Genomic DNA, 20,718 nt, shown 5'->3' on the forward strand with positions numbered 1-20,718 from the left:
TTGCTCGCGAACTGGCCTCCGGTCGCCTGACAGGCTGATCGCGAGCAAGCTCGCTCCTACGGCGGTGCCCGGGCATGACTTCCGGTGCTGGTCTTTCGGGTCGATTTGCGCTCAGCTGCCAACGGGCAGGATCGGCACAGCCGCTCTGGGGCAAGTTGCCGAGTGGGGACGCAGCCGTCGTCGCCCCGACCCAATACAGGCTCCTTAAGGGCCGATCACACCGTAGATCATTCAGGGGAAAGTTGATGCGTCGTTTTCTGGTTACCGCTATCGCGCTGGCACTGGCCGGCAACTGCGTCACCGCCATGGCAGCTGCACCCGCACCCGTATCCGAAACCGCTGCCGAGCAGGCCACCACCACGCAGCTCCCGCGCAACGTGCGTCCGACCCATTACGACGTCGCGATCGTTCCGCACGCGCAGACGCTGACGTTCGATGGCCAGGTGACGATCACGCTGGACGTACTGGAACCGACCGCCACCATCACCCTGCAGGCCGTGGACATGACCTTCGCTTCGGCGAAGCTGTCGCCCGCCACCGGCAAGGGCAAGGCCGTCGCGGCCAAGGTCGGCGTCGACGCCGATGCGCAGACCGCCACCTTCACCTTCGACAAGCCGCTGGCGGTGGGCAGCTACCGCCTGGCGATGGACTACACCGGCAAGATCGGCACCCAGGCCAACGGCCTGTTCGCGATCGACTACGACACCCAGGCCGGCAAGAAGCGCGCACTGTTCACGCAGTTCGAGAACTCCGATGCGCGCCGCATGATCCCGTCCTGGGACGAGCCGTCGCACAAGGCCACCTTCACCCTCGAAGCCACCGTGCCGAGCGGCGAGATGGCGGTCAGCAACATGCCGGCTACGGCGACCAGCGACCTGGGCAACGGCCTGACCCGCGTGCGCTTCGCGCAGTCTCCGAAGATGTCGACCTACCTGCTGTTCTTCAGCCAGGGCGAGTTTGACCGCGCCACCGCCAAGCTGGGCGAGACCGAAGTCGGCGTGATCACCCAGAAGGGCGTGGTCGACCAAGCTCGTTTCGCACTCGATTCGTCGGTGGATGTGCTGCGCGAATACAACGACTACTTCGGCACGCCGTATCCGTTGCCCAAGCTCGACAACGTGGCCTCGCCCGGCGCCAGCCAATTCTTCAGTGCCATGGAAAACTGGGGCGCGATCTTCACCTTCGAGCACACCCTGCTGCTCGACCCGGCCTTCTCGACGCAGTCCGACAAGCAGCGCGTGTTCTCGGTCGCCGCGCACGAGATCGCCCACCAGTGGTTCGGTGACCTGGTGACGATGAGCTGGTGGGACGACCTGTGGCTCAACGAAGGCTTCGCCACCTGGATGGCCTCGCGCACGACGCAGAAGCTGCATCCGGAATGGAACACCCAGCTGTACGCCGTATCCGGCCGCGAGGGCGCGATGAGCCGCGATGCCGTGGCCACTACGCATCCGGTGGTGCAGCACGTGGAAACCGTCGAGCAGGCCAGCCAGGCCTTCGATGCCATCACCTACCAGAAGGGCGGGGCAGTGATCCGCATGCTCGAAGGCTATGTCGGCGAAGACGCATGGCGCGAGGGCGTGCGCAACTACATGAAGGCGCACGCTTACGGCAATACCGTGTCGGACGACCTGTGGAAGCAGGTGCAGGCCGCCGCCGGCAAGCCGATCCTCGACATCGCCCACGACTTCACCCTGCAGCCGGGCATCCCGATGATCACGGTGCAGTCGGCGACCTGCAGCAATGGCAAGACCACGCTCAAGCTGAGCCAGGGCGAGTTCACCAAGGACCGTCCCGACAAGCAGCCGCTGTCGTGGCGCGTGCCGGTGATCGCGCAGGCGGTTGGTGGCGAGCCGGTGCGCACGATCGTCGAAGGCGGCGCCGGTTCGCTCGACGTGCCCGGTTGCGGCCCGGTCGTGGTCAACGCCGGCCAGAGCGGTTACTACCGCACGCTGTATTCGCCGGAGCAGTTCGCCTCGATCCGCACCGGCTTCGCCAAGCTGCCGCCGATCGACCAGCTCGGCCTGATGAGCGACACCTGGGCGCTGGGCCTGGCCGGCCTGCAGTCGCCGGCGACCTACCTCGACCTGGTCAAGGCCACGCCGGCCGGTTCCGATCCGCAGATCTGGGGTGACATCGCCGGCAAGCTCGACAGCCTCAACGATTACTACCAGGGCGACGTCGCGCGCCAGGCCCGCTTCCGCAAGTTCGCCATCGCACAGCTGGCGCCGGTGTTCGCACGCGTCGGCTGGGACGAGAAGCAGGGCGAGGCCGATCCGGTCAAGATCCTGCGTACGCGTCTGATCTCCACGCTCAGCGCGCTGGGTGACGACAAGGTGGTCGCCGAGGCGCGTCGTCGTTACGCGGCGCAGGATACGGATCCGGCCGCTGTGCCGGCCGCGTTGCGCAAGACCATCCTCGCGGTGGTCGCACGCCACGCCGATGCTGCGACCTGGGACCAGCTGCACGCCGCCGCGCAGGCGGAGAAGACGCCGTTGATGAAGGACGAGCTGTATCAGATGCTGTCTTCGAGTGAGGACAAGGCGCTGGCGCAGCGTGCGCTCGAGCTTGCCCTCACCGATGAACCGGGTGCGACCAACAGCGCCGGAATGATCCGCGCTGTCGCTTCGCAGCATCCGGAGCTGGCGTTCGACTTCGCCATGGATCACATGAGCGACGTCGACAAGCGCGTCGATTCGTCCTCGCGCAGCCGCTACTACCCGGGCCTGGCCAACGCGTCGCTGGATCCGGCGATGGTAGGCAAGATCCAGTCGTATGCGGAACAACACCTCGCCGCCGGTTCGCGCCGCGACGCCAACACCGCGGTCGCCAACGTGATCTACCGGTTGAAGGTGCGCAACGAGCGGTTGCCGGCAGTGGATGCGTGGTTGAAGAAGTACGGCGGCTGACCGGTCCAAGCATGAAGAAGGGCCCCGCATTGCGGGGCCTTTTTTCTTGATCCCGTCCGCGTCATGGACGGCAATCCAATGGGCGCGCAGAGCCACGATCATCAGTCGAACTTGACCAGGTCCTTGAAGATCAGTTGACCCCAGCTATTTCCGCGCGCCTGCACAAGCATTCCACCTTCCGAAAGCCCGCCAAGTTTGACCGGCGCGAAACCGAGATTCTCCGCAAGCGCGCCGATCTCCGCTGCTGCGCCGTCATCGTCGCTCGCCAGGAATACGACTCTCCTGCCACCATGTACGGCCGGATCCTGGTCAAGGACGGCAGCGACCAGATGGTTGAAGCCCTTGACCAGTCTTCCACCAGTGAAGGCCTGCGCGACGACCTTGGAAGAAGGCTGTCCTCCCAGTTCCTCGGGGGATACGCCGTAGGCATTGGTCACATCGATGATGGTCTTTCCCTTCCAGGTCGGCAGCGCCTTTGCGACATCCCGGTGCGACTCGAAACGGACAGCCAAAAAGATGATGTCCGCCTTGACGGCTTGCGCCAGTGTTTTGGGAATGATCGTGGGTCCGATCGCGGCCGCGGCGGATGCAAAGCTCTCCGGGTCGCGAGTGGTTGCAACGGAAACTTCGATGCCGCTTCGGGCAAAAGCCTTGGCTAGAGCCTGGCCGATCTTGCCGAAGCCGATAATTGCGTAGCTCATATATTCTCCTTGGGTTTACCGCGCCCTATCGGCTCCGAATATCGAATGGAGTGACCGGCCGGGCGTAGCACGTCAGAGTTGGGCCAGGCCGCCGTCGACGGCGACCTCGCTGGCGGTCATGAAGCTGCTGTCCGGCGACGCGAGAAAGGCGGCCACCGCTCCGATTTCCGCCGGATCGGCCATGCGCTGGAGCGGAGTCATCGAGGCGAAGACCTCCTGGCCCTCCTCGCCTAGCGCTTCCTTCGCCAGTTCGGTCGCAGTCGGCCCGGGCGACAGCACGTTTACCCGGATGCCGGTGCCCTTCAGGTCCGCCGCCCAGGTCCGCGCGAGGTTGCGCACTGCCGCCTTGCTCGCGCTGTAGGCGCTGAAAGCCGGGGCGCCCGTGGTGCCGGCGCTCGATCCGGTCAGGATGATCGAGCCGCCCTGGCCCATCAGCGGCAGCGCCTTCTGGACCGTGAAGATCGAGCCCTTCACGTTGGTATCGAAGATTTCGTCAATGTGCTCGGCGGTGATCTCGCCGAGCGGAAGCTGGCTTCCCGCCCCGGCATTGGCGAAGACGATGTCGAGGGTTCCGCGCTCGGCCTTCACCGCCGCGTAGAGTCGGTCGAGGTCGGCCACATCGGAGACCGAGCCCTTCACCGCGCGGGCATTGGGCCCGAGGTCGGCCACAGCGGCGTCGAGCGCTTTCTGCCGGCGGCCGAAGATGAAGACGAAGGCACCCTCCTCGATGAAGCGCTTTGCTGCGGCGAGGCCGATGCCGGTAGCGCCGCCGGTGATCACGGCGGTCTTTCCATTCAGTCTGTTCATGTCACGCATCCTTCGTTGGGGTTGTAGGGCAGCAGGGAGCTGCCTACTTGAGGCCAACTATGGAGTTCTGGTAACTTAAGGACAAGTATGCACTTTTTGGTAAGTATCATGACAACGCCTTCTCAGAGCTGCGATACCGGCTGCGGGCTCAACGCCACGCTCCGCATCATCTCGGGCAAGTGGAAACCGCTGATCCTGTTTTTCCTGCGCGAAGGCCCGAAGCGCTACGGCGAGCTCAAGCGCTTGACCCAGGGAGTCAGCGACAAAGTGCTGATCCAGCAATTGAAGGATCTGGAGGCCGATCGCGTGCTGGCGCGGACCGACTACAAGGAGGTGCCGCCGCGCGTGGACTACACGCTGACCCCGCTCGGTCGCAGCCTGGCCGACGCGATCGTCCCGCTGTGCACTTGGGGAACCGAGAATGCGGCGGAAATGGCAAGCATCTTCGCCAAGCGCGACGCTTTGCCCTAGCAGGATGCTGAAGAACCGCTGGGTCGGACGACCCTCCGCATTCGTGGGAGCTCTGCGGGAGAGGGTGAGGGCGAGTCTTGCTACGTCGCCATGGACGGCAGGATCGTCGACAGTTCGCGCGCCAGTTGCGCGTGGTCGATGGGCTTGCGCAGGACTGTCCGCAACATGTTTGCCGGCAGCGTCTGCTCGCTGACGCGGTCGGCCAGGCCGGTGTAGAGCAGCACCGGCAGCTGCGGTGCGACCGCCTGCAGCGACTGCGCCAGTTGGATGCCGGTGATCGTCGGCATCGAGTGGTCGGTGATCAGCAACTGGTAGTGCGCGGGTGCGTTTCGGATGCGTTCCAGCGCCTGCGCCGGCGCGGCGACGAAGTCCGCCTCCAGGCCCCAGCTCGACAACAGTTCGCACATGAACTCGCCGACACTGCGCTCGTCGTCGACCACGAGCACGCGGCCGTGCAGTCGCGGGTTTGTCGTCGGGGTGCTCGCGCGCTGCTGGCGCACGACTTCGTCGGCGTCGGCCTGGCAGATCGGCAACAGCACCCGGAAACAGGTGCCCCGGCCCAGCTCGGATTCGACGACAAGATGTCCGCCATGTTCGTGGACGATGCCGTGCACGGTCGCCAGGCCCATGCCGGCGCCCTTGCCCGGTGGCTTGGTCGAGAAGAACGGATCGAAGATGCGCTCCAGCACAGCCGGCTCGATGCCGGGACCAGAGTCGCCAATGGCGATTTCGACGAACGTGCCCGACACGGGCTGCTGGCAAGCGCTGCACAACCGACCGTCTTCGTTGGCTTCATGCAGCCCGATCTCGAGTCGGCCCCGGCCCTGCATCGCATCGCAGGCATTCAGGCACAGATTGAGCATGACCTGGCCGAACTGCACCGGATCGAAGCAGATGGCGCCGACACCGGCGACGGTATCGACCGCCACGTCCACGTCGCAGGGAATGCTCGGGCGCAGCACTGCGAGGTTCTGCTCGATGCACTGTGCCGGGTCGAGCAGGCGCGGCTCGCCCTTCTGGCCGCGGCTGAACATCAGCATCTGCTGGATCAGGTCGCGCGCGCGCTCGCAGGACTGCAGTGCGTGGCCCAGGTAGCTTTCCAGGCGCGCGTCGCCGCCACCGGCACTGCGCTCGCTGGCCATGGCTACATAGCCCATGATGCTGGCCAGCAGATTGTTGAAGTCGTGGGCGATGCCGCCAGTCAGATGGCCCAGCGCTTCCATCTTCTTGGCCTGCAGCAGCTGCGCCTCGAGCCGCGACCGGCGCTGTTCGGCCTCGATGCGTTCGGTGATGTCGCGCAGGTAGCCGATGAAGATGCGTCCCGACGGGCTCTCGTCGACGCCGATGGCCAGTTCCGCCGGGAACTCGCTGCCGTCCGCGCGCAGCGCGGTCACTTCCAGGCGACGCTGCAGGTACGGGCCAGGGCCGCCGGAGAGGAAGCGCTGCATTCCCTGGCGATGGCGTTCGCGGTAGCGCTCGGGGATGATCAGCTCGGCCAGCGACTGGCCGAGGGCTTCGCGCTCGCGATAGCCGAAGCAGGTTTCGGCAGCCGGGTTGAACTTGATGATCGTGCCGTGCTCGTCCATGGCGATGATGCAGTCGAGTGCCGCGCTGACGGTGGCGCGCAGATGCTCGGCGTTGCGCTGCGCGGCTTCCTCGGCGAGTTTGCGCTCGGTGATGTCGCGGGTGAAGGCGAGGATCCGCGGCTCGCCGCCGATGCTGGCGGACTTGAGGAACACCTCGTCCGAGGCTGCCGTCCTTGTTGCGGCGGCGCCATTCGAAACGTGCCGAGCCGTGTTGTTGGGCCTGTTGCAGGTGGCTGGCCGCGTCGGCGCCGGTGTAGGGCGCCTCGCCCGAGCCGAGGTGGTCGACGGCAATGTGCAGCAGTTCATCGTGGCTGTAGCCGGAAGTCGTGCAGGCCTTCGGGTTGACGTCGACGATGCGGTCGGTGGCCGGGTCGTAGACGACGATCGCATCCTCGCTGGCCTCGAAGATCTGCCGATAACTGACCTGCGAGGCCAGCAACGCCGCATCGGCGCGCTGGCGCTCGATCTCGGCCGAAGCGCGCACGGCGAAGATCTTCATCACCGACTCGATGAATTCGGCCTGCTCCAGCGGGCGCCGAGAAACGATCGAGATCAATCCCAGCGGACGGCCCTGGGTGTCGGTGAGCGGGTAGCCGGCATAGCCTTCGGCGCCGAGTTCGATGAAGTCGTCATCCAGCGGGAACAGGCGGCCAAGACCGGCGGGGTAGATGCGGAAACCGTGGCCGACGACGGTGTCGCAGGCGGTGTTGGCCAGTGCGTAGTCGAAGTTCTCGCGCGGCGCGCTGTCGGCAACGAAGGCGAGCACGCGCATCATGCCCGGGTCCTCTTCACGCATCTCGGCAATGAAGGCTACATCGACGTCGAGGATTGCACCGAGGTAGCGCGACAGCTCGACGAACAGATCGCGCCCGCGCGCGTTCGACACCGCCAGCGCCGAACTGGTCAGCGCGGTTTCGATCTGCTTGCGGCGGGTAATGTCGGTGGCGATGCCGCAGACGGCGTAGGGCGCGCCATCGCAATCGAGCAGCGGGAACTTGGCCGAGAGGTAGGTGCGCTGCTCGCCGGCGAACACGCCGCTTTCCTCGAACTCCATCGCCCGTGCCTCCAGCAGCACGCGCATGTCGTTGCGGCGCAGGCCGGCGGCCTGCTCGGCGGGGAAGATGTCGCGGTCGGATCGACCGATCAGCGCTGCGGCGCTGTGTCCGGTCAGGCGCTCGAACTCGCGGTTGACGAACAGGTAGCGGCCGCTGCGATCCTTGGCGAACACCGCCGCGGAGGTGTTGTCGAGCACCTGCTGCAGGCGCAGTTCGCTGTCGCGCAGTGCGCGCTCGCGGTCGTCGGCGAGAACGTTGCTGGACAGTTCGCCGGACTTCATGGCGTGGCTCCGCTGCAGGCGTGGACCGAGTATAGGAGCGCGCAACACGGGCGCGGGCCGCTGTTACGCGGCAGAAACAATTCCGCCAGCGGCAGTTACGCAGACGGCACGAACATGTAGCCGACGCCGCGGACGGTGCGGATCGCGCGCGGGTTGTCCGGGTCGACTTCCACCTTGCGCCGCAGGCGGGCGATGCGGATGTCGATCGAGCGGTCGAACGGCTCCCATTCACGATTGTGGGTAAGGGTCAGGATCTGGTCGCGCGAGAGCGCCCTGCCGGCGTGTTCGTACAGCACGCGCAGCAGGTCGAACTCCATGTGCGTGACCATGACTTCGGTGCCATCGGCGCCGAAGACCTGGTGTGCGTCCAGGTCGAGCGTGCAGCGGCCGAACGCGACGCGGCGGCCGACGCCACTGGCCACGGGCGCTTCCGGCCTCGCCTGGATGCGGCGCAGCACGCTCTTGATGCGCGCCATCAGCTCGCGCGGGTCGAATGGCTTGGCGACGTAGTCGTCGGCGCCGATCTCCAGGCCGACGATGCGGTCGATCACGTCGCCCGAGCCGGTGACCATGATGATGCCGACGTCGTAACGCTCGCGCAGGAAGCGTGCCAGGCTCAGGCCATCCTCGCCCGGCAGGCGGATGTCGAGCAGGACGATGTCGGGCGCCTCGCGCTCGAGCTCGCTGCGCATGGCGGCACCGTCGCCGGCCTGCAGGGCACGGAAATCATGGGTGCTCAGCGCCTCCACGAGCATCTCGCGGGTCGCCTGGTCGTCATCGACCACCAGAACACAGGGCGTATGCGCCATCACCTGCTCCTGCTTCCATTGCCGCCGCGACAGTATCGGCCGTCGTTACCGGCTGTTACAAACCTGCCGCGCTCAGACATCCGATCGATACGCGCGCTTTCTAGATTGGCCCCCATGCCGCCGCATACGACGAAGGCAAATCCAGGGAGGCCGTCATGGGCCGTTGTCCGCTCACGATCGACAGCAATCGGCTGAACCAGCAGGTCCGCGTCGTCTACGAGCGCGTCGCCCGCGATCCGGCCAGCGGCTTTCATTTTCATACCGGCGCGGCCTATGCGGTGCAACGGCTTGGCTATGACGCAGCCGCGCTGGCAGTGCTGCCGGCGCTGTGCACCGATCGCTTCTCCGGTGTTGGCAATCCGCTGCGGATTGGCACGATCCCTGCCGGCGGCGTGGTGCTCGACCATGCCTGCGGTTCGGGCATGGACCTGCTGCTGGCGGCGCGCGCGGTCGGCCCGCGCGGGCGGGTGATCGGCATCGACCTGACCGCGGCCATGCGCGCCTGCGCGATGGCGGCCGCGGCGCAGGCCGGATTGCTGGATCGTCTGGAACTGCATGAAGGCACCTTCGAGGACCTGCCGGTTGCCGACACCAGCGTCGACATCGTGATCTCAAACGGCGTCATCAACCTGGCACCGGACAAGCCCCGGCTGATGGCCGAGGTCGTGCGCGTGCTGCGGCCCGGCGGGGCGCTGTACCTGGGCGCCGTCGCGCTCGACCGCGAACTGGCAGCCGTTGCCCATGGCAACGCCGACCTGTGGGCGGCCTGCATCGGAGGCGCATCCACCGAGGCTTCACTGCTGCAGCTGATCGGCGACAGCGGCCTGGAGCAGGCACGCGTCTGCGCACGCTTCGAGTCCTTCGTCGGCACCGGCGTCGACCGCAAGTTCCGCAACCGGCTGCACGCCTATGGCGTGAACGTGCATGCCGTCAAGCCGCACGCCATCGCTTCGCAGGACACGTCGGCCTGAGGCCGGCACCAGCACAACCGGAGAACCACCATGCTCAGGAAGTACGTCATCGAAAGAAACATCAACGGCATCGGCAAGGAGCCTTACGAGGCACTGTGCGATGTCGCCCAGCGCTCCAACGAGGTGCTCGACCAGCTCGGCACCGGCGTGCAGTGGCTGCATTCGTATGTCGCTAACGACAAGACGTACTGCGTCTACCTGGCGAGCGACGAAGGGCTGATCCGCGAACACGCACAGCGTGCTGGATTCCCCGCCGACGCCGTCGTCGAAGTGCAGTCGGTGCTCGATCCGACCATGGCGCCTGGCTGAACGATCCACCCTTCAACGCTTCACCGCTTCAATGCATGGCCATCTCGGCCCCCGGCCCAGGGAAAGCGGGCAGGGCATCGCCGTTCGGCCACGAATAAAGGAATTTCACCATGAACGTGATGACCCTGGTTTCCGCACTGGCAATGATCGCTGCCACTCATTCGATCGCGACCCGCGTGGTTGCACAGCCCGTGGGAGATGGGCCGGTCCAGACCATGCAGATACACGACCTGCCTGGCGTGCGCGTGATCGCCACGCTCGAGCCGGAGCTGACGCCTCTTCCGCCGATCAAGACGGTGGCGTCGGCAGAACCAGAACCCGAACGCGTGTTCGATCTTCCGACCGTACGCGTGTATCCCAGCCATGACCAGGTCATGCAGTTCCGCATGGCACGCTCGCGCACCGCACTGGCGGTGCCTGCTGCGCGGACACGTCGCGGTGCGTCGCCTCAGCGCACGCCGGCCAGCCAGTCGAGCAGCGTGTACGCCAGCGCTGAACGCAGTGGCCGCTGGCAGGCAGTGGCCTGCATCGCCCGCATGCGACTGTCGCGGGCGTGGCCGGTGTCGCGTTGCGATATCGCCGACAACGCGCGGGCCGCGGCGCGTATCGGGATGGCCCTGGTCAGCAACCAACCGGTGCCGGTCCGGCGACCATGAGCCCTGGCAGGTCGCTCAAACAACGAGGCCCCGCAGTGCGGGGCCTCGTCGCGTTGCGATCAGGGGCGCGTAACGCTTACGCCTCGACCACCTCGTCCTTGTACGCATCCACCGGGATGCACGCGCACATGACGTTTTTGTCGCCGTACACGTTGTCGACGCGGGCGACCGGTGGCCAGTACTTCTGCAGCTTGAGGCTCGGCAGCGGGAACGCCGCCAGCTCGCGCGGATACGCGTGGGTCCACTCGCTGGCCGTGACCGCCGTGGCGGTGTGCGGCGCGTGCTTGAGCGGGTTGTCCTCGCGGTCGAGCTTGCCGTCCTCGATCGCGCGGATCTCGTCGCGGATCTGGATCATCGCGTCGATGAAACGGTCGAGCTCGTGCTGCGACTCCGACTCGGTCGGTTCGACCATCAGCGTGCCGGCGACCGGGAAGCTCAGGGTCGGGGCGTGGAAGCCGAAGTCGATCAGGCGCTTGGCGACGTCCTCGGCCGACACGCCGGTGGCGTCCTTGAGCGGGCGCAGGTCGAGGATGCACTCGTGCGCGACCAGACCATTGCGGCCGGTGTAGAGCGTCTCGTAGTGCGGTGCCAGGCGGGTGGCGATGTAGTTGGCATTGAGCAGGGCGACCTGGGTCGCCTTGCGCAGGCCGGCCGCGCCCATCAGCGTCACGTACATCCAGCTGATCGGCAGGATCGAGGCCGAACCGAAGCTTGCCGCCGAGACCATGCCGACATCGCCCTCACCACCAAAGGTGCGCGGCAGGAACGGCGCCAGGTGCGACTTCACCGCGCACGGGCCGACGCCCGGGCCACCGCCGCCGTGCGGGATGCAGAAGGTCTTGTGCAGGTTCAGGTGCGACACGTCCGAGCCCCACTTGCCGGGCTTGGCGACGCCGACCAGGGCGTTCATGTTGGCGCCGTCGGTGTAGACCTGTCCGCCGTGGGTGTGCACGATCTCGCAGATCTTGACGATGTCCTCCTCGAACACGCCGTGCGTGGACGGGTAGGTGATCATCAGCGCGGCCAGGCGCTCGCTGTACTTCTCGGCGGCGCGCTGGATGTCGTCGACATCGACGTTGCCGTTGGCGTCGCACTTGGTCACCACGACCTGCATGCCGCACATCTGCGCCGAGGCCGGGTTGGTGCCGTGCGCCGATTCCGGGATCAGGCAGATGTCGCGGTGGTCCTCGCCGCGCGAGCGGTGGTAGGCGCGGATCGCCAGCAGGCCGGCGTACTCGCCCTGCGCGCCGGAGTTCGGCTGCAGGCTGACGGCGTCGTAGCCGGTGCACTCGACCAGCATCGCTTCCAGGCCGTCGATCAGCTGCTTGTAGCCCTGCGCCTGTGCAGCGGGGGCGAGCGGATGCAGGTTGCCGAACTCGGGCCAGGTCACCGGGATCATCTCGGCGGTGGCGTTGAGCTTCATCGTGCAGCTGCCCAGCGGGATCATGGTGCGATCCATCGCCAGGTCCTTGTCGGCCAAGGCGCGCATGTAGCGCAGCAGCTCGTGCTCGCTGTGGTGGGTGTTGAACACCGGGTGTGCGAGGAAGCCGCTGGTGCGCTTGAGGCCTTCCGGCAGCGCGTCGGCGGTGGCGCTGTCGAGGGCATCGATGTCGGCAATGTTGGCGCCGAACAGCGCCGCCAGCGCGATCACGTCGGCGCGCGTGGTGGTTTCATCGAGGCTGATGCTGACGCTGTTGCCATCGATGCGACGCAGGTTGATGCGCGCGGCCTCGGCCTTGGCGTGAACGGCTGCGGCATCGACGCCGACCACGTGCAGCGTGTCGAAGAAGTCCGGACCGACCGTGAGGCCGGCCTGGCGCAGCGCGCCGGCGAGGGTCGCGGCGAGGCGATGGGTACGGCGGGCGATTCGGGTCAGGCCCTCGGGGCCGTGGTAGACCGCGTACATGCTCGCCATCACCGCCAGCAGCACCTGTGCGGTGCAGATGTTGGAAGTGGCCTTCTCGCGGCGGATGTGCTGCTCGCGCGTCTGCAGGGTCAGGCGGTAGGCGGCCTTGCCCTCGGCGTCGATCGACACGCCGATCAGGCGGCCCGGCATCGAGCGCTTGTAGGCGTCGCGGCAGGCCATGAACGCGGCATGCGGGCCGCCGAAGCCGAACGGCACGCCGAAGCGCTGGGTGTTGCCGACGACGATGTCGGCGCCCCATTCGCCCGGAGCGGCGATCAGGGTCAGTGCGAGCAGGTCGGTGGCTACGGCGACCAGGCCGCCGCGCGCATGCACGGCATCGGCCAGCGCCTTGTAGTCGTGGACCTGGCCGAAGGTGTTGGGGTACTGCAGCAGTACGCCGAAGCTGTCGATGCTGATGGCTTCGGCGTCGTCGGCGACGACCAGTTCGATGTCGAGCGGCTCGGCGCGAGTGCGCAGCACTTCCAGCGTCTGCGGATGCACGCCGTTGGAGACGAAGAACACGTTCGACTTCGACTTGGACGAGCGCTTGGCCAGGGTCATGGCCTCGGCGGCAGCGGTGCCTTCATCGAGCAGGGAGGCGTTGGCGATCTCCATGCCGGTGAGGTCGGCGCACATGGTCTGGAAGTTGATCAGCGCTTCCATGCGGCCTTGCGAGATCTCCGCCTGGTACGGCGTGTAGGCCGTGTACCACGCCGGGTTCTCGAGGATGTTGCGCAGGATGACGTTGGGCGTGTGGGTGCCGTAGTAGCCCTGGCCGATGAAGCTGCGGAAGACCTGGTTCTGGTCGGCAATCGCGCGGATCTTGGCAATGGCCTCGACCTCGGTGATCGGCGCCGGCAGTGCCAGCGGCGACGGCGACTTGATGTTCGCCGGCACGATCGCGTCGGTCATCGCATCGAGCGAGTCGTAGCCGACCACGCTCAGCATCTGGGCGATTTCAGCGTCGTTGGGGCCGATGTGACGCTCGAGGAACGCGTCGTGGTGCTCGAGGTCGCGCAGGGAAACAGGCGTGTTCTGGCTCATGGAGGCATCCGTTGTGGCTTGGTGAAAGCCGGGCGTGCGCAATCGCGCACATGGAATGCCCCTCTGTCCTTTTGCCTGAGAGTTTGGAAGCGCGGAGTCGGGGGAGGGCTTGTTGGCCACTTCCGACCCGCTCAGCTTCTTGCCCCTTCGGCGCCGGTGTTGCCCGCGTGGGGCATCCGGTCTCTCCAGAGTTTGAGCCGACGGCGGTTGTGGGGCCTGAGCGATTCCGGGCGTTTGCGCCTTCGGCAGCGGGCCGTCCCGTTGAGGGCCGTTCCGCTTCTCCCACCGTCTGCTTACGGCGCCAATTATAGCCGGTACGGCCATCCGGACGGGGCGTCGAGGCGGCGCAAGGGCGCGACGCAGGTGCCATTTGCTGCCGGAATGGGATTGGCGAGGCTGAATCAATTATGAAAATTGGCGGGGAAAAAGTCCCGCGAGGCCGTGAGGGGAGGGTCCCGGACTACGTCAGGCCGAATTAGGACGATCCCCATACCGCAAAAAAAGCCGGTTCCTAGCATTCGCACCAGCCAAAGCCACGCGCGGCTCTTTCTCTCTCCTCTGGTGCAATGCAATGAACAAGATCTTTCGAATCGTCTTCAATACCGCCACCGGCCGTTGGGTCGTCGCCTCGGAGATGGCCAAGGGCCGCAAGAAGGCATCCTCGTCCGGCAAGGCGGCCGTGGCCGCGACCCTGGTGACGGCACTGGCCGCGTCCGGCATGGCCAGCGCCGGCTCGCTCGACGGCGGCACGGCCACCGGCACCAACGCCACCGCCATCGGCCTGAACGCCGTCGCCTCCGGCAACAACTCCGTGGCCCTGGGTGCCAACTCGGTTGCCGACCGTGCCAACAGCGTCTCGGTCGGCAAGGCCGGCGCCGAGCGCCTGATTGCCAACGTCGCCAAGGGCACCGCCGACACCGACGCGGTCAATGTCGAGCAGCTCAAGGGCGTGACCACCGCGCTCGGCGGCGGCGCGACCGTCAATGCCGACGGTACGGTCAAGGCGCCGACCTACAGCGTTGCCGGTGGAAACTACGACAACGTCGGTGCGGCCCTCACCGCGATCGATGGCAACACCAAGTACTTCAAGGCAAACGGAGACGCTGCCGGGAGTCCTGATGCGGTAGTCACTGGCAACAACGCCACTGCCATGGGTGCGGGAGCCGTCGGCGGCCAGTCGTTCGCTACGGCCGTCGGCTCGCAGGCGAAGGCTGCCGGCCAGCAGTCGACGGCAATCGGCTACTCCACAAACGCAGGTTTTCTCGCCACGGCCATAGGCAATACCGCCAATGCGCAGGGCGATCGCTCCGTGGCGATTGGCTCGGAGGCTAAGGTCGATGCCGGCACCAATACGAGCATGGCCATCGGCCGGCAGTCGCATGCGACCGCCAGTAATGCCATTGCGCTGGGTGCGCAATCGATCGCCGATCGCACGAATACCGTGTCGCTGGGAAGCGCGGGTGCCGAGCGCCAGGTGGTCAATGTCGCCGCCGGTGTGCAGGGCACCGATGTCGTCAACGTCTCGCAGCTCAAGGGTGTGACCACCGCGCTGGGCGGCGGCGCGACCATCAATGCCGACGGTACGATCAATGCGCCGTCGTACACGGTCCAGGGCCAGGCCAACATCGCCGATGTCGGCTCCGCGCTGGGCAAGCTGGATACGGCCACCACGACCAACACCACCAACATCACCAATCTGAGCACGCAGCTCGGCGACAAGACCCGCTACTTCAAGGCGACCGGTGCGAATGACGGTACCGACGATGCCTTTGCGGCCGTAGGTGCTTCCCAGTACAACCCCAATGGGTACAACAACACGGTTGCCATCGGCGCCAACGCCAGTGCAGGTGGTGGCGGCGGAGCCATCGCCATTGGCGATCATGCCAAGACCAACTTCACCAATATCGCCATCGGTGCGGGCGCGGATGCTACCGGCACCACGCGCCTGTCGATGGCGCTGGGTCTCGACAGCAAGGTCACGGGCATGTCCTCGGTCGCGCTGGGTTCGAACTCTGTGGCTGATCGCGACAACAGCGTGTCGGTCGGCAAGGCCGGTGCCGAGCGCCTGATTGCCAATGTCGCCAAGGGTACGGCCGAAACCGACGCAGTCAACGTCTCGCAGCTCAAGGGCGTGACCACCGCGCTCGGCGGCGGCGCGACGGTCAACGCGGACGGCACCATCAACGCTCCGTCGTACACGGTCCAGGGTCAGGCTGGCATCGCCGATGTCGGCACCGCGCTGGGCAAGCTGGATACGGCCACCACGGCCAACACCAGCAGCATCACCAACATTGGCGGCCGCGTCACCACGGTCGAGGGCAATGTCGCCAACAACACCACCAACATCAACAATGTGTTGTCCGGCAAGGCCGGCCTCGTGCAGCAGACCGCTGCCGGCGCCAACCTGACGGTGGGCAAGGCCACCGACGGCGCCGCCGTGGACTTCACCGGCACGGCCGGCACCCGCAAGCTGACCGGCGTGACTGTCGGCGACCTGTCGTCCGGCTCGACCGATGCGGTCAACGGTTCGCAGCTGTATGCCACCAACCAGAACGTCACCAACCTGGGCAGCCGCGTCACCACCACCGAAGGCGACATCACCAACCTCAAGACCGCCAGCCGCTACTTCAAGGCGACCGGCGCGAATGACGGCAGCGACGATCCCTATGCGAACAACGGAGCTTCCGGCTATAACCCCACGGCGTACAACAACTCCGTTGCCATCGGCGCGGGTGCCGTGGGCGGCGGCGGCGGGTCCATCGCCATTGGCGATCATGCCAAGGCCAACTTCACCAACATCGCCATCGGTGCGGGCGCGGATGCGACCGGCACCGGCACCACCCGGCTGTCGACCGCGCTGGGTCTCAACAGCAAGGTCACTGGCTGGAATTCGGTCGCGTTGGGTGCCAACTCCGTCGCGGATCGCGACAACAGCGTGTCGGTCGGCAACGCCGGCGGCGAGCACGTGATCACGTACGTGTCCAAGGGCACGGCCGACACCGACGCGGTCAACGTCTCGCAGCTCAAGGGCGTGACCAACGCGCTCGGCGGCGGCGCGACGGTCAACGCGGACGGCACCATCAAGGATCCGTCGTACACGGTCCAGGGGCAGACTGGCATCGCCGATGTCGGCACCGCGCTGGGCAAGCTGGATACGGCCACCACGGCCAATACCACCAGCATCACCAACCTTGGCGGCCGCGTCACCACGGTCGAGGGCAATGTCGCCAACAACACCACCAACATCAACAATGTGTTGTCCGGCAAGGCCGGCCTCGTGCAGCAGACCGCTGCCGGCGCCAACCTGACGGTGGGCAAGGCCACCGACGGCGCCGCCGTGGACTTCACCGGCACGGCCGGCACCCGCAAGCTGACCGGCGTCACTGCCGGCGCGCTGTCCTCCGGCTCGACCGATGCGGTCAACGGTTCGCAGCTGTATGCCACCGACCAGAACGTCACCAACCTGGGCAACCGCGTCACCACCACCGAAGGCGACATCAGCAACATCAAGACCAACGTGACCAATCTCGGCGGCCGTGTGACCACGGTCGAGGGTAACGTCACCAACCTCACCACGCAGATCAACAATGGCACCATCGGCCTGGTGAAGCAGGACGCGACCACGCGCACCATCACCGTGGCCAAGGACACCAACGGCAAGCTGGTGGACGTCGCCGGCACCGCCGGTGCCCGCAAGCTGACCGGCGTGGACGCCGGCACCGTGGCCGCCGGCTCGGTCGACGCGATCAACGGCTCGCAGCTCTTTGGACTGGCGGATTCGACGGCTCATGCCCTGGGTGGCAGCTCGACCGTCAACCCGGACGGTTCGATCACCGCGCCGAGCTACACGGTCGGCGGTACCACGGTGAACAATGTTGGCGACGCCATCACCAATATCGACGGCCGCACCAAGCAGAACACGACCGACATCACCAACATCAGCACCAGCATCAACAACGGCACCGTGGGCCTGGTTCAGCAGGCGGGCGCTGGCCAGAAGCTGACGGTGGGCAAGGGTACCGATGGCAGCGAAGTCGATTTCGCCAACAACGCAGGCGTTGCCCGCAAGCTGACCCGCGTGGCCGCCGGCACCAGTGCCGAGGATGCCGTCAACGTTTCGCAGCTCAAGCCCGTCGTCGACGGCCTGGGCGGCGGCGCGTCGATCGACCCGGTCACCGGCCTCGTCACCGGTCCGACCTATGTCGTGACCAATGCCGATGGTTCGCAGACGTCGGTGAACAATGTTGGCGCCGCCATCACCAATATCGATGGCCGCACCACGCAGAACACCACCGACATCACCAACATCAACACCAGCATCACCGGTCTGGGCAAGGATGCGCTGTTGTGGGATGCCGGCGCCGGATCGTTCAGCGCTTCGCATGACGGCGTGGCCACCAACAAGATCACCCATGTTGCCGCCGGCACGGTTGCCGCAGATTCGACTGATGCGGTCAACGGTGGCCAGCTCCATGGCCTGGCCAGCTCGACGTCTGCCGCCCTGGGCGGTAGCTCGACGGTCAACGCGGACGGCTCGATCACTGCGCCGAGCTACACGGTGACCAACATCGACGGCACCACCACCACGGTGAACAATGTTGGCGCCGCCATCACCAATATCGATGGCCGCACCACGCAGAACACCACCGACATCACCAACATCAACACCAGCATCAGCAACGGCACGATGGGTCCTGTGCAGCGTACGGCCACGGATCAGCTCTCGCTGGTCGCTGCCGGTGGCGATGCCTCGGCGCCGGGTGCAGCGCAGGTTCTGACCAACGTTGCCAAGGGCGCGGCCACTGCCGACTCGTCTGACGCGGTCAACGGCTCGCAGTTGTATGCCACCAACCAGGACGTGGCCAAGAACGCCACCGATATAACCAAGATCGGCGTCCGCGTGACCAAGAATGAGGGCGACATCACCAACCTCTACAGCCAGATCGGCAGCGGCTCGGTGGGTCTGGTGCAGCAGGATGCATCCACGCACACGATCACCGTCGCCAAGGGAACCGAAGGCAAGCTGGTGGACTTCACCGGCACCGATGGCGCCCGCAAACTGACCGGCGTGGATATCGGCGACCTGTCGGACACCTCGGTCGATGCGGTCAACGGTTCGCAGCTGTATGCCACCAACCAGGACGTGGCCAAGAACACCAACGCCATCTCCATCCTGGACGGTCGTGTCACCACCAATGAAGGCGACATCACCACCATCAAGACCGACGTCACCAAGATCGATGGCCGAGTCACCAAGAACGAAGGTGACATCGCCAACATCAAGACCGACGTCACCAAGATCGACGGCCGCGTGACCAAGAACGAAGGCGACATCACCAACATCAAGACCGATGTCACCAAGATCGACGGCCGCGTGACCAAGAACGAGGGCGACATCACCAACATCAAGACCGACGTCACCAGGATCGACGGCCGCGTGACCACGGTCGAAGGCAACGTGACAAATCTGTACAACCAGGTCAACAACGGTTCGATCGGTCTGGTGCAGCAGGCGGCCGCGGGCAGCAAGCTGACCGTGGGCGCGGGCACCGATGGCAGTGAAGTCGATTTCGCCAACAACGCCGGTCGTGCCCGCAGGCTGACCCGCGTGGCCGCCGGCACCGGTGCGGAAGATGCCGTCAACGTTTCGCAGCTCAAGCCCGTCGTCGACGGCCTGGGCGGCGGCGCGTCGATCGACCCGGTCACCGGTCTCGTCACGGGTCCGACCTACGTGTTGACCAATGCCGATGGCTCGCAGTCGCCGGTTTACAACGTCGGCGATGCAGTCACCAACCTGGATGGCCGCGTCTACAACAACACCACCCAGATCACCCACCTGACCAACCAGATCACCAGCGGCACCGTGGGTCTGGTGCAGCAGGCGGGCGCTGGCCAGAAGCTGACGGTGGGCAAGGACACCGACGGCAGCGAGGTCAGCTTCACCAACGCGGCCGGCGAAGCACGCAAGCTCAGCGGCGTGGCCGACGGGGCGGTCTCGGCCACGAGCACCGACGCGGTCAATGGCCGCCAGCTGCACGCTGTCAGCCAGTCGGTGACGACGGCGCTGGGCGGTGGTTCGACGGTCAACGCCGATGGCTCGATCTCGACGCCGACCTACACGGTCACCAATGCCGACGGCACGACTTCGAAGGTCACCGGCGTGGAAGGTGCCATCACCAACCTCGACGGGCGCGTCTACAACAACACCGTGCGTATCGACAACGTCGAGACCAACGTCAACAACCTGACCAACCAGATCAACAGCGGTGCCGTTGGCCTGGTGCAGCAGGCGGCTCCTGGCGAGCAGCTGACGGTGGGCAAGGCCACGGACGGAAAGTCGGTGAACTTCACCGGCACGGCAGGCGATCGCGTGCTGACGGGCGTGGCGGACGGCAAGGCCGACAACGATGCGGTGAACATGGGCCAGCTCAAGGCAGCGGGCGTGGTCGACGAAAAGGGCCAGACCAAGACGATGGTGGCGTACGACAGTGCCGAGAAGAGCAGCGTCACGCTCGGCGGTGAAGGTGCGTCGAAGCCGGTGGCGATGCATAACGTGGCTGCCGGTGTATCCGACCACGATGCCGTCAATGTGTCCCAGCTCAATGCCCGCTTGCAGGCGCAGAGCAACACCATCCTGACTCAGGCCAATGCCTACGCCGACGACCGCTTCAAAAGCGCCATGGGCGCGGTCGACGATCTGCGCAGCGATGTCGATGATCGCTTCCAGGTCCAGGACGCGCGCATCGATCGCCTCAGCGCCATGAGCAGCGCGATGGCGAACATGACGTCGAGCATGAGCGGCGTGAGGCGGGTCAACCGTATCGGCGTCGGCGCCGGCGAGACCAACGGCAGGCTGGCCATGGCCGTGGGTTACCAGCGCGCGTTCAGGGACGACGGGGCCACGCTGACTGCCGGTGCTTCGTTCACCGATGAGGACACCACCATAGGCGTGGGCGCCGGTTTCGGCTGGTAAGCCCTGGCGGCACAGTCGTTTTGCTCACAAGTCCAGTGAGCTGAGGGGGCGGAGCGATCCGCCCCCTTTTTTGGTTCTGCTTCCTTTGCGTGAAGGTTGGCGTTGCGTGTCGTCGCGAACGAGGTGAGGGGTCTGCTGGTGCTGTTGCTGATTGGGCTTGCGTCTGCGGAACGGCGTCGTCCGCCGGGCCGGGGATTGCTCCGCCCCTTCGTCGGACATCCTGTCCGAAGGCGGGGCGTG

Annotated in this window: 11 protein-coding genes, 1 pseudogene and 2 riboswitches; of the genes and pseudogenes, 6 read left to right on the plus strand and 6 right to left on the minus strand. The window is 66.0% G+C overall.

What is annotated here, in order from left to right; genetic code table 11:
* Nucleotides 1-245: 245 nt before the first annotated feature.
* Nucleotides 246-2,909, plus strand: coding sequence for a M1 family metallopeptidase (locus AC3A3X_RS15285; RefSeq protein WP_487583877.1), 2,664 nt, complete (start codon nt 246-248; stop codon nt 2,907-2,909).
* 101 nt (nt 2,910-3,010) lie between these two features.
* Here the strand turns inward: AC3A3X_RS15285 and AC3A3X_RS15290 are convergent, their stop codons facing one another.
* Both AC3A3X_RS15290 and AC3A3X_RS15295 read right to left on the minus strand, forming a co-directional pair.
* On the minus strand, nt 3,011-3,610 hold the full coding sequence (locus AC3A3X_RS15290) for an NADPH-dependent F420 reductase (protein WP_487583878.1): 600 nt from the start codon (nt 3,608-3,610) through the stop codon (nt 3,011-3,013).
* A gap of 72 nt (nt 3,611-3,682) precedes the next feature.
* Nucleotides 3,683-4,417, minus strand: coding sequence for an SDR family NAD(P)-dependent oxidoreductase (locus tag AC3A3X_RS15295; RefSeq protein ID WP_487583879.1), 735 nt, complete (start codon nt 4,415-4,417; stop codon nt 3,683-3,685).
* Between the two features lie 108 nt (nt 4,418-4,525).
* On the opposite strand from AC3A3X_RS15295, the gene AC3A3X_RS15300 reads away from it, so the two are divergent.
* Entirely contained in the window at nt 4,526-4,888 is a 363-nt protein-coding gene (locus AC3A3X_RS15300) for a winged helix-turn-helix transcriptional regulator (protein WP_487583880.1), read from the plus strand.
* An 80-nt stretch (nt 4,889-4,968) separates the two neighbouring features.
* Here AC3A3X_RS15300 and AC3A3X_RS15305 read toward each other — a convergent pair whose 3' ends face one another.
* The 3 genes and pseudogenes from AC3A3X_RS15305 to AC3A3X_RS15315 form a co-directional block, all read right to left on the minus strand.
* Complete coding sequence (locus AC3A3X_RS15305; RefSeq protein WP_487583881.1) at nt 4,969-6,627, minus strand: hybrid sensor histidine kinase/response regulator; 1,659 nt, start codon at nt 6,625-6,627, stop codon at nt 4,969-4,971.
* Nucleotides 6,605-7,810, minus strand: a pseudogene (locus AC3A3X_RS15310) (PAS domain-containing protein); the annotation flags it as partial. The gene AC3A3X_RS15305 and the pseudogene AC3A3X_RS15310, both read right to left, overlap by 23 nt.
* Nucleotides 7,811-7,905: 95 nt before the next feature.
* Nucleotides 7,906-8,619, minus strand: coding sequence for a response regulator (locus tag AC3A3X_RS15315; protein WP_487583882.1), 714 nt, complete (start codon nt 8,617-8,619; stop codon nt 7,906-7,908).
* Nucleotides 8,620-8,774: 155 nt separating this feature from the next.
* Here AC3A3X_RS15315 and AC3A3X_RS15320 point away from each other — a divergent pair, with 155 nt between their 5' ends.
* From AC3A3X_RS15320 to AC3A3X_RS15330, 3 genes are all read left to right on the plus strand, one after another.
* Nucleotides 8,775-9,590, plus strand: coding sequence for a methyltransferase domain-containing protein (locus tag AC3A3X_RS15320; RefSeq protein ID WP_487583883.1), 816 nt, complete (start codon nt 8,775-8,777; stop codon nt 9,588-9,590).
* 30 nt (nt 9,591-9,620) lie between these two features.
* The gene (locus tag AC3A3X_RS15325) at nt 9,621-9,899 is read left to right on the plus strand and encodes a DUF4242 domain-containing protein (RefSeq protein WP_487583884.1); all 279 of its coding nucleotides are present in this window, start codon (nt 9,621-9,623) and stop codon (nt 9,897-9,899) included.
* Between the two features lie 110 nt (nt 9,900-10,009).
* Entirely contained in the window at nt 10,010-10,555 is a 546-nt protein-coding gene (locus AC3A3X_RS15330) for a hypothetical protein (RefSeq protein WP_487583885.1), read from the plus strand.
* A gap of 76 nt (nt 10,556-10,631) precedes the next feature.
* Here AC3A3X_RS15330 and gcvP read toward each other — a convergent pair whose 3' ends face one another.
* Nucleotides 10,632-13,505, minus strand: a complete 2,874-nt coding sequence (gcvP, locus tag AC3A3X_RS15335) for an aminomethyl-transferring glycine dehydrogenase (RefSeq protein ID WP_487583886.1) — start codon at nt 13,503-13,505, stop codon at nt 10,632-10,634.
* A 61-nt stretch (nt 13,506-13,566) separates the two neighbouring features.
* Nucleotides 13,567-13,696: riboswitch (glycine riboswitch) on the minus strand.
* 3 nt (nt 13,697-13,699) lie between these two features.
* Nucleotides 13,700-13,800, minus strand: a riboswitch (glycine riboswitch).
* A gap of 276 nt (nt 13,801-14,076) precedes the next feature.
* On the opposite strand from gcvP, the gene AC3A3X_RS15340 reads away from it, so the two are divergent.
* Nucleotides 14,077-20,478 carry an ESPR-type extended signal peptide-containing protein gene (locus AC3A3X_RS15340; RefSeq protein ID WP_487583887.1) on the plus strand — a complete coding sequence of 2,134 codons (6,402 nt, stop codon included), beginning with the start codon at nt 14,077-14,079 and terminating at the stop codon, nt 20,476-20,478.
* The last annotated feature ends 240 nt before the right edge of the window (nt 20,479-20,718 follow it).

This window comes from Lysobacter sp. Soil_N_23 (assembly GCF_057656135.1).

Bases quoted from the DNA above. Each gene is read 5' to 3' on its own strand.
- AC3A3X_RS15285 (WP_487583877.1), top strand. From the start codon at position 246: ATGCGTCGTTTTCTGGTTACCGCTATCGCGCTGGCACTGGCCGGCAAC.
- AC3A3X_RS15290 (WP_487583878.1), bottom strand. From the start codon at position 3,610: ATGAGCTACGCAATTATCGGCTTCGGCAAGATCGGCCAGGCTCTAGCC.
- AC3A3X_RS15295 (WP_487583879.1), bottom strand. From the start codon at position 4,417: ATGAACAGACTGAATGGAAAGACCGCCGTGATCACCGGCGGCGCTACC.
- AC3A3X_RS15300 (WP_487583880.1), top strand. From the start codon at position 4,526: ATGACAACGCCTTCTCAGAGCTGCGATACCGGCTGCGGGCTCAACGCC.
- AC3A3X_RS15315 (WP_487583882.1), bottom strand. From the start codon at position 8,619: ATGGCGCATACGCCCTGTGTTCTGGTGGTCGATGACGACCAGGCGACC.
- AC3A3X_RS15320 (WP_487583883.1), top strand. From the start codon at position 8,775: ATGGGCCGTTGTCCGCTCACGATCGACAGCAATCGGCTGAACCAGCAG.
- AC3A3X_RS15325 (WP_487583884.1), top strand. From the start codon at position 9,621: ATGCTCAGGAAGTACGTCATCGAAAGAAACATCAACGGCATCGGCAAG.
- AC3A3X_RS15330 (WP_487583885.1), top strand. From the start codon at position 10,010: ATGAACGTGATGACCCTGGTTTCCGCACTGGCAATGATCGCTGCCACT.
- gcvP (WP_487583886.1), bottom strand. From the start codon at position 13,505: ATGAGCCAGAACACGCCTGTTTCCCTGCGCGACCTCGAGCACCACGAC.
- AC3A3X_RS15340 (WP_487583887.1), top strand. From the start codon at position 14,077: ATGAACAAGATCTTTCGAATCGTCTTCAATACCGCCACCGGCCGTTGG.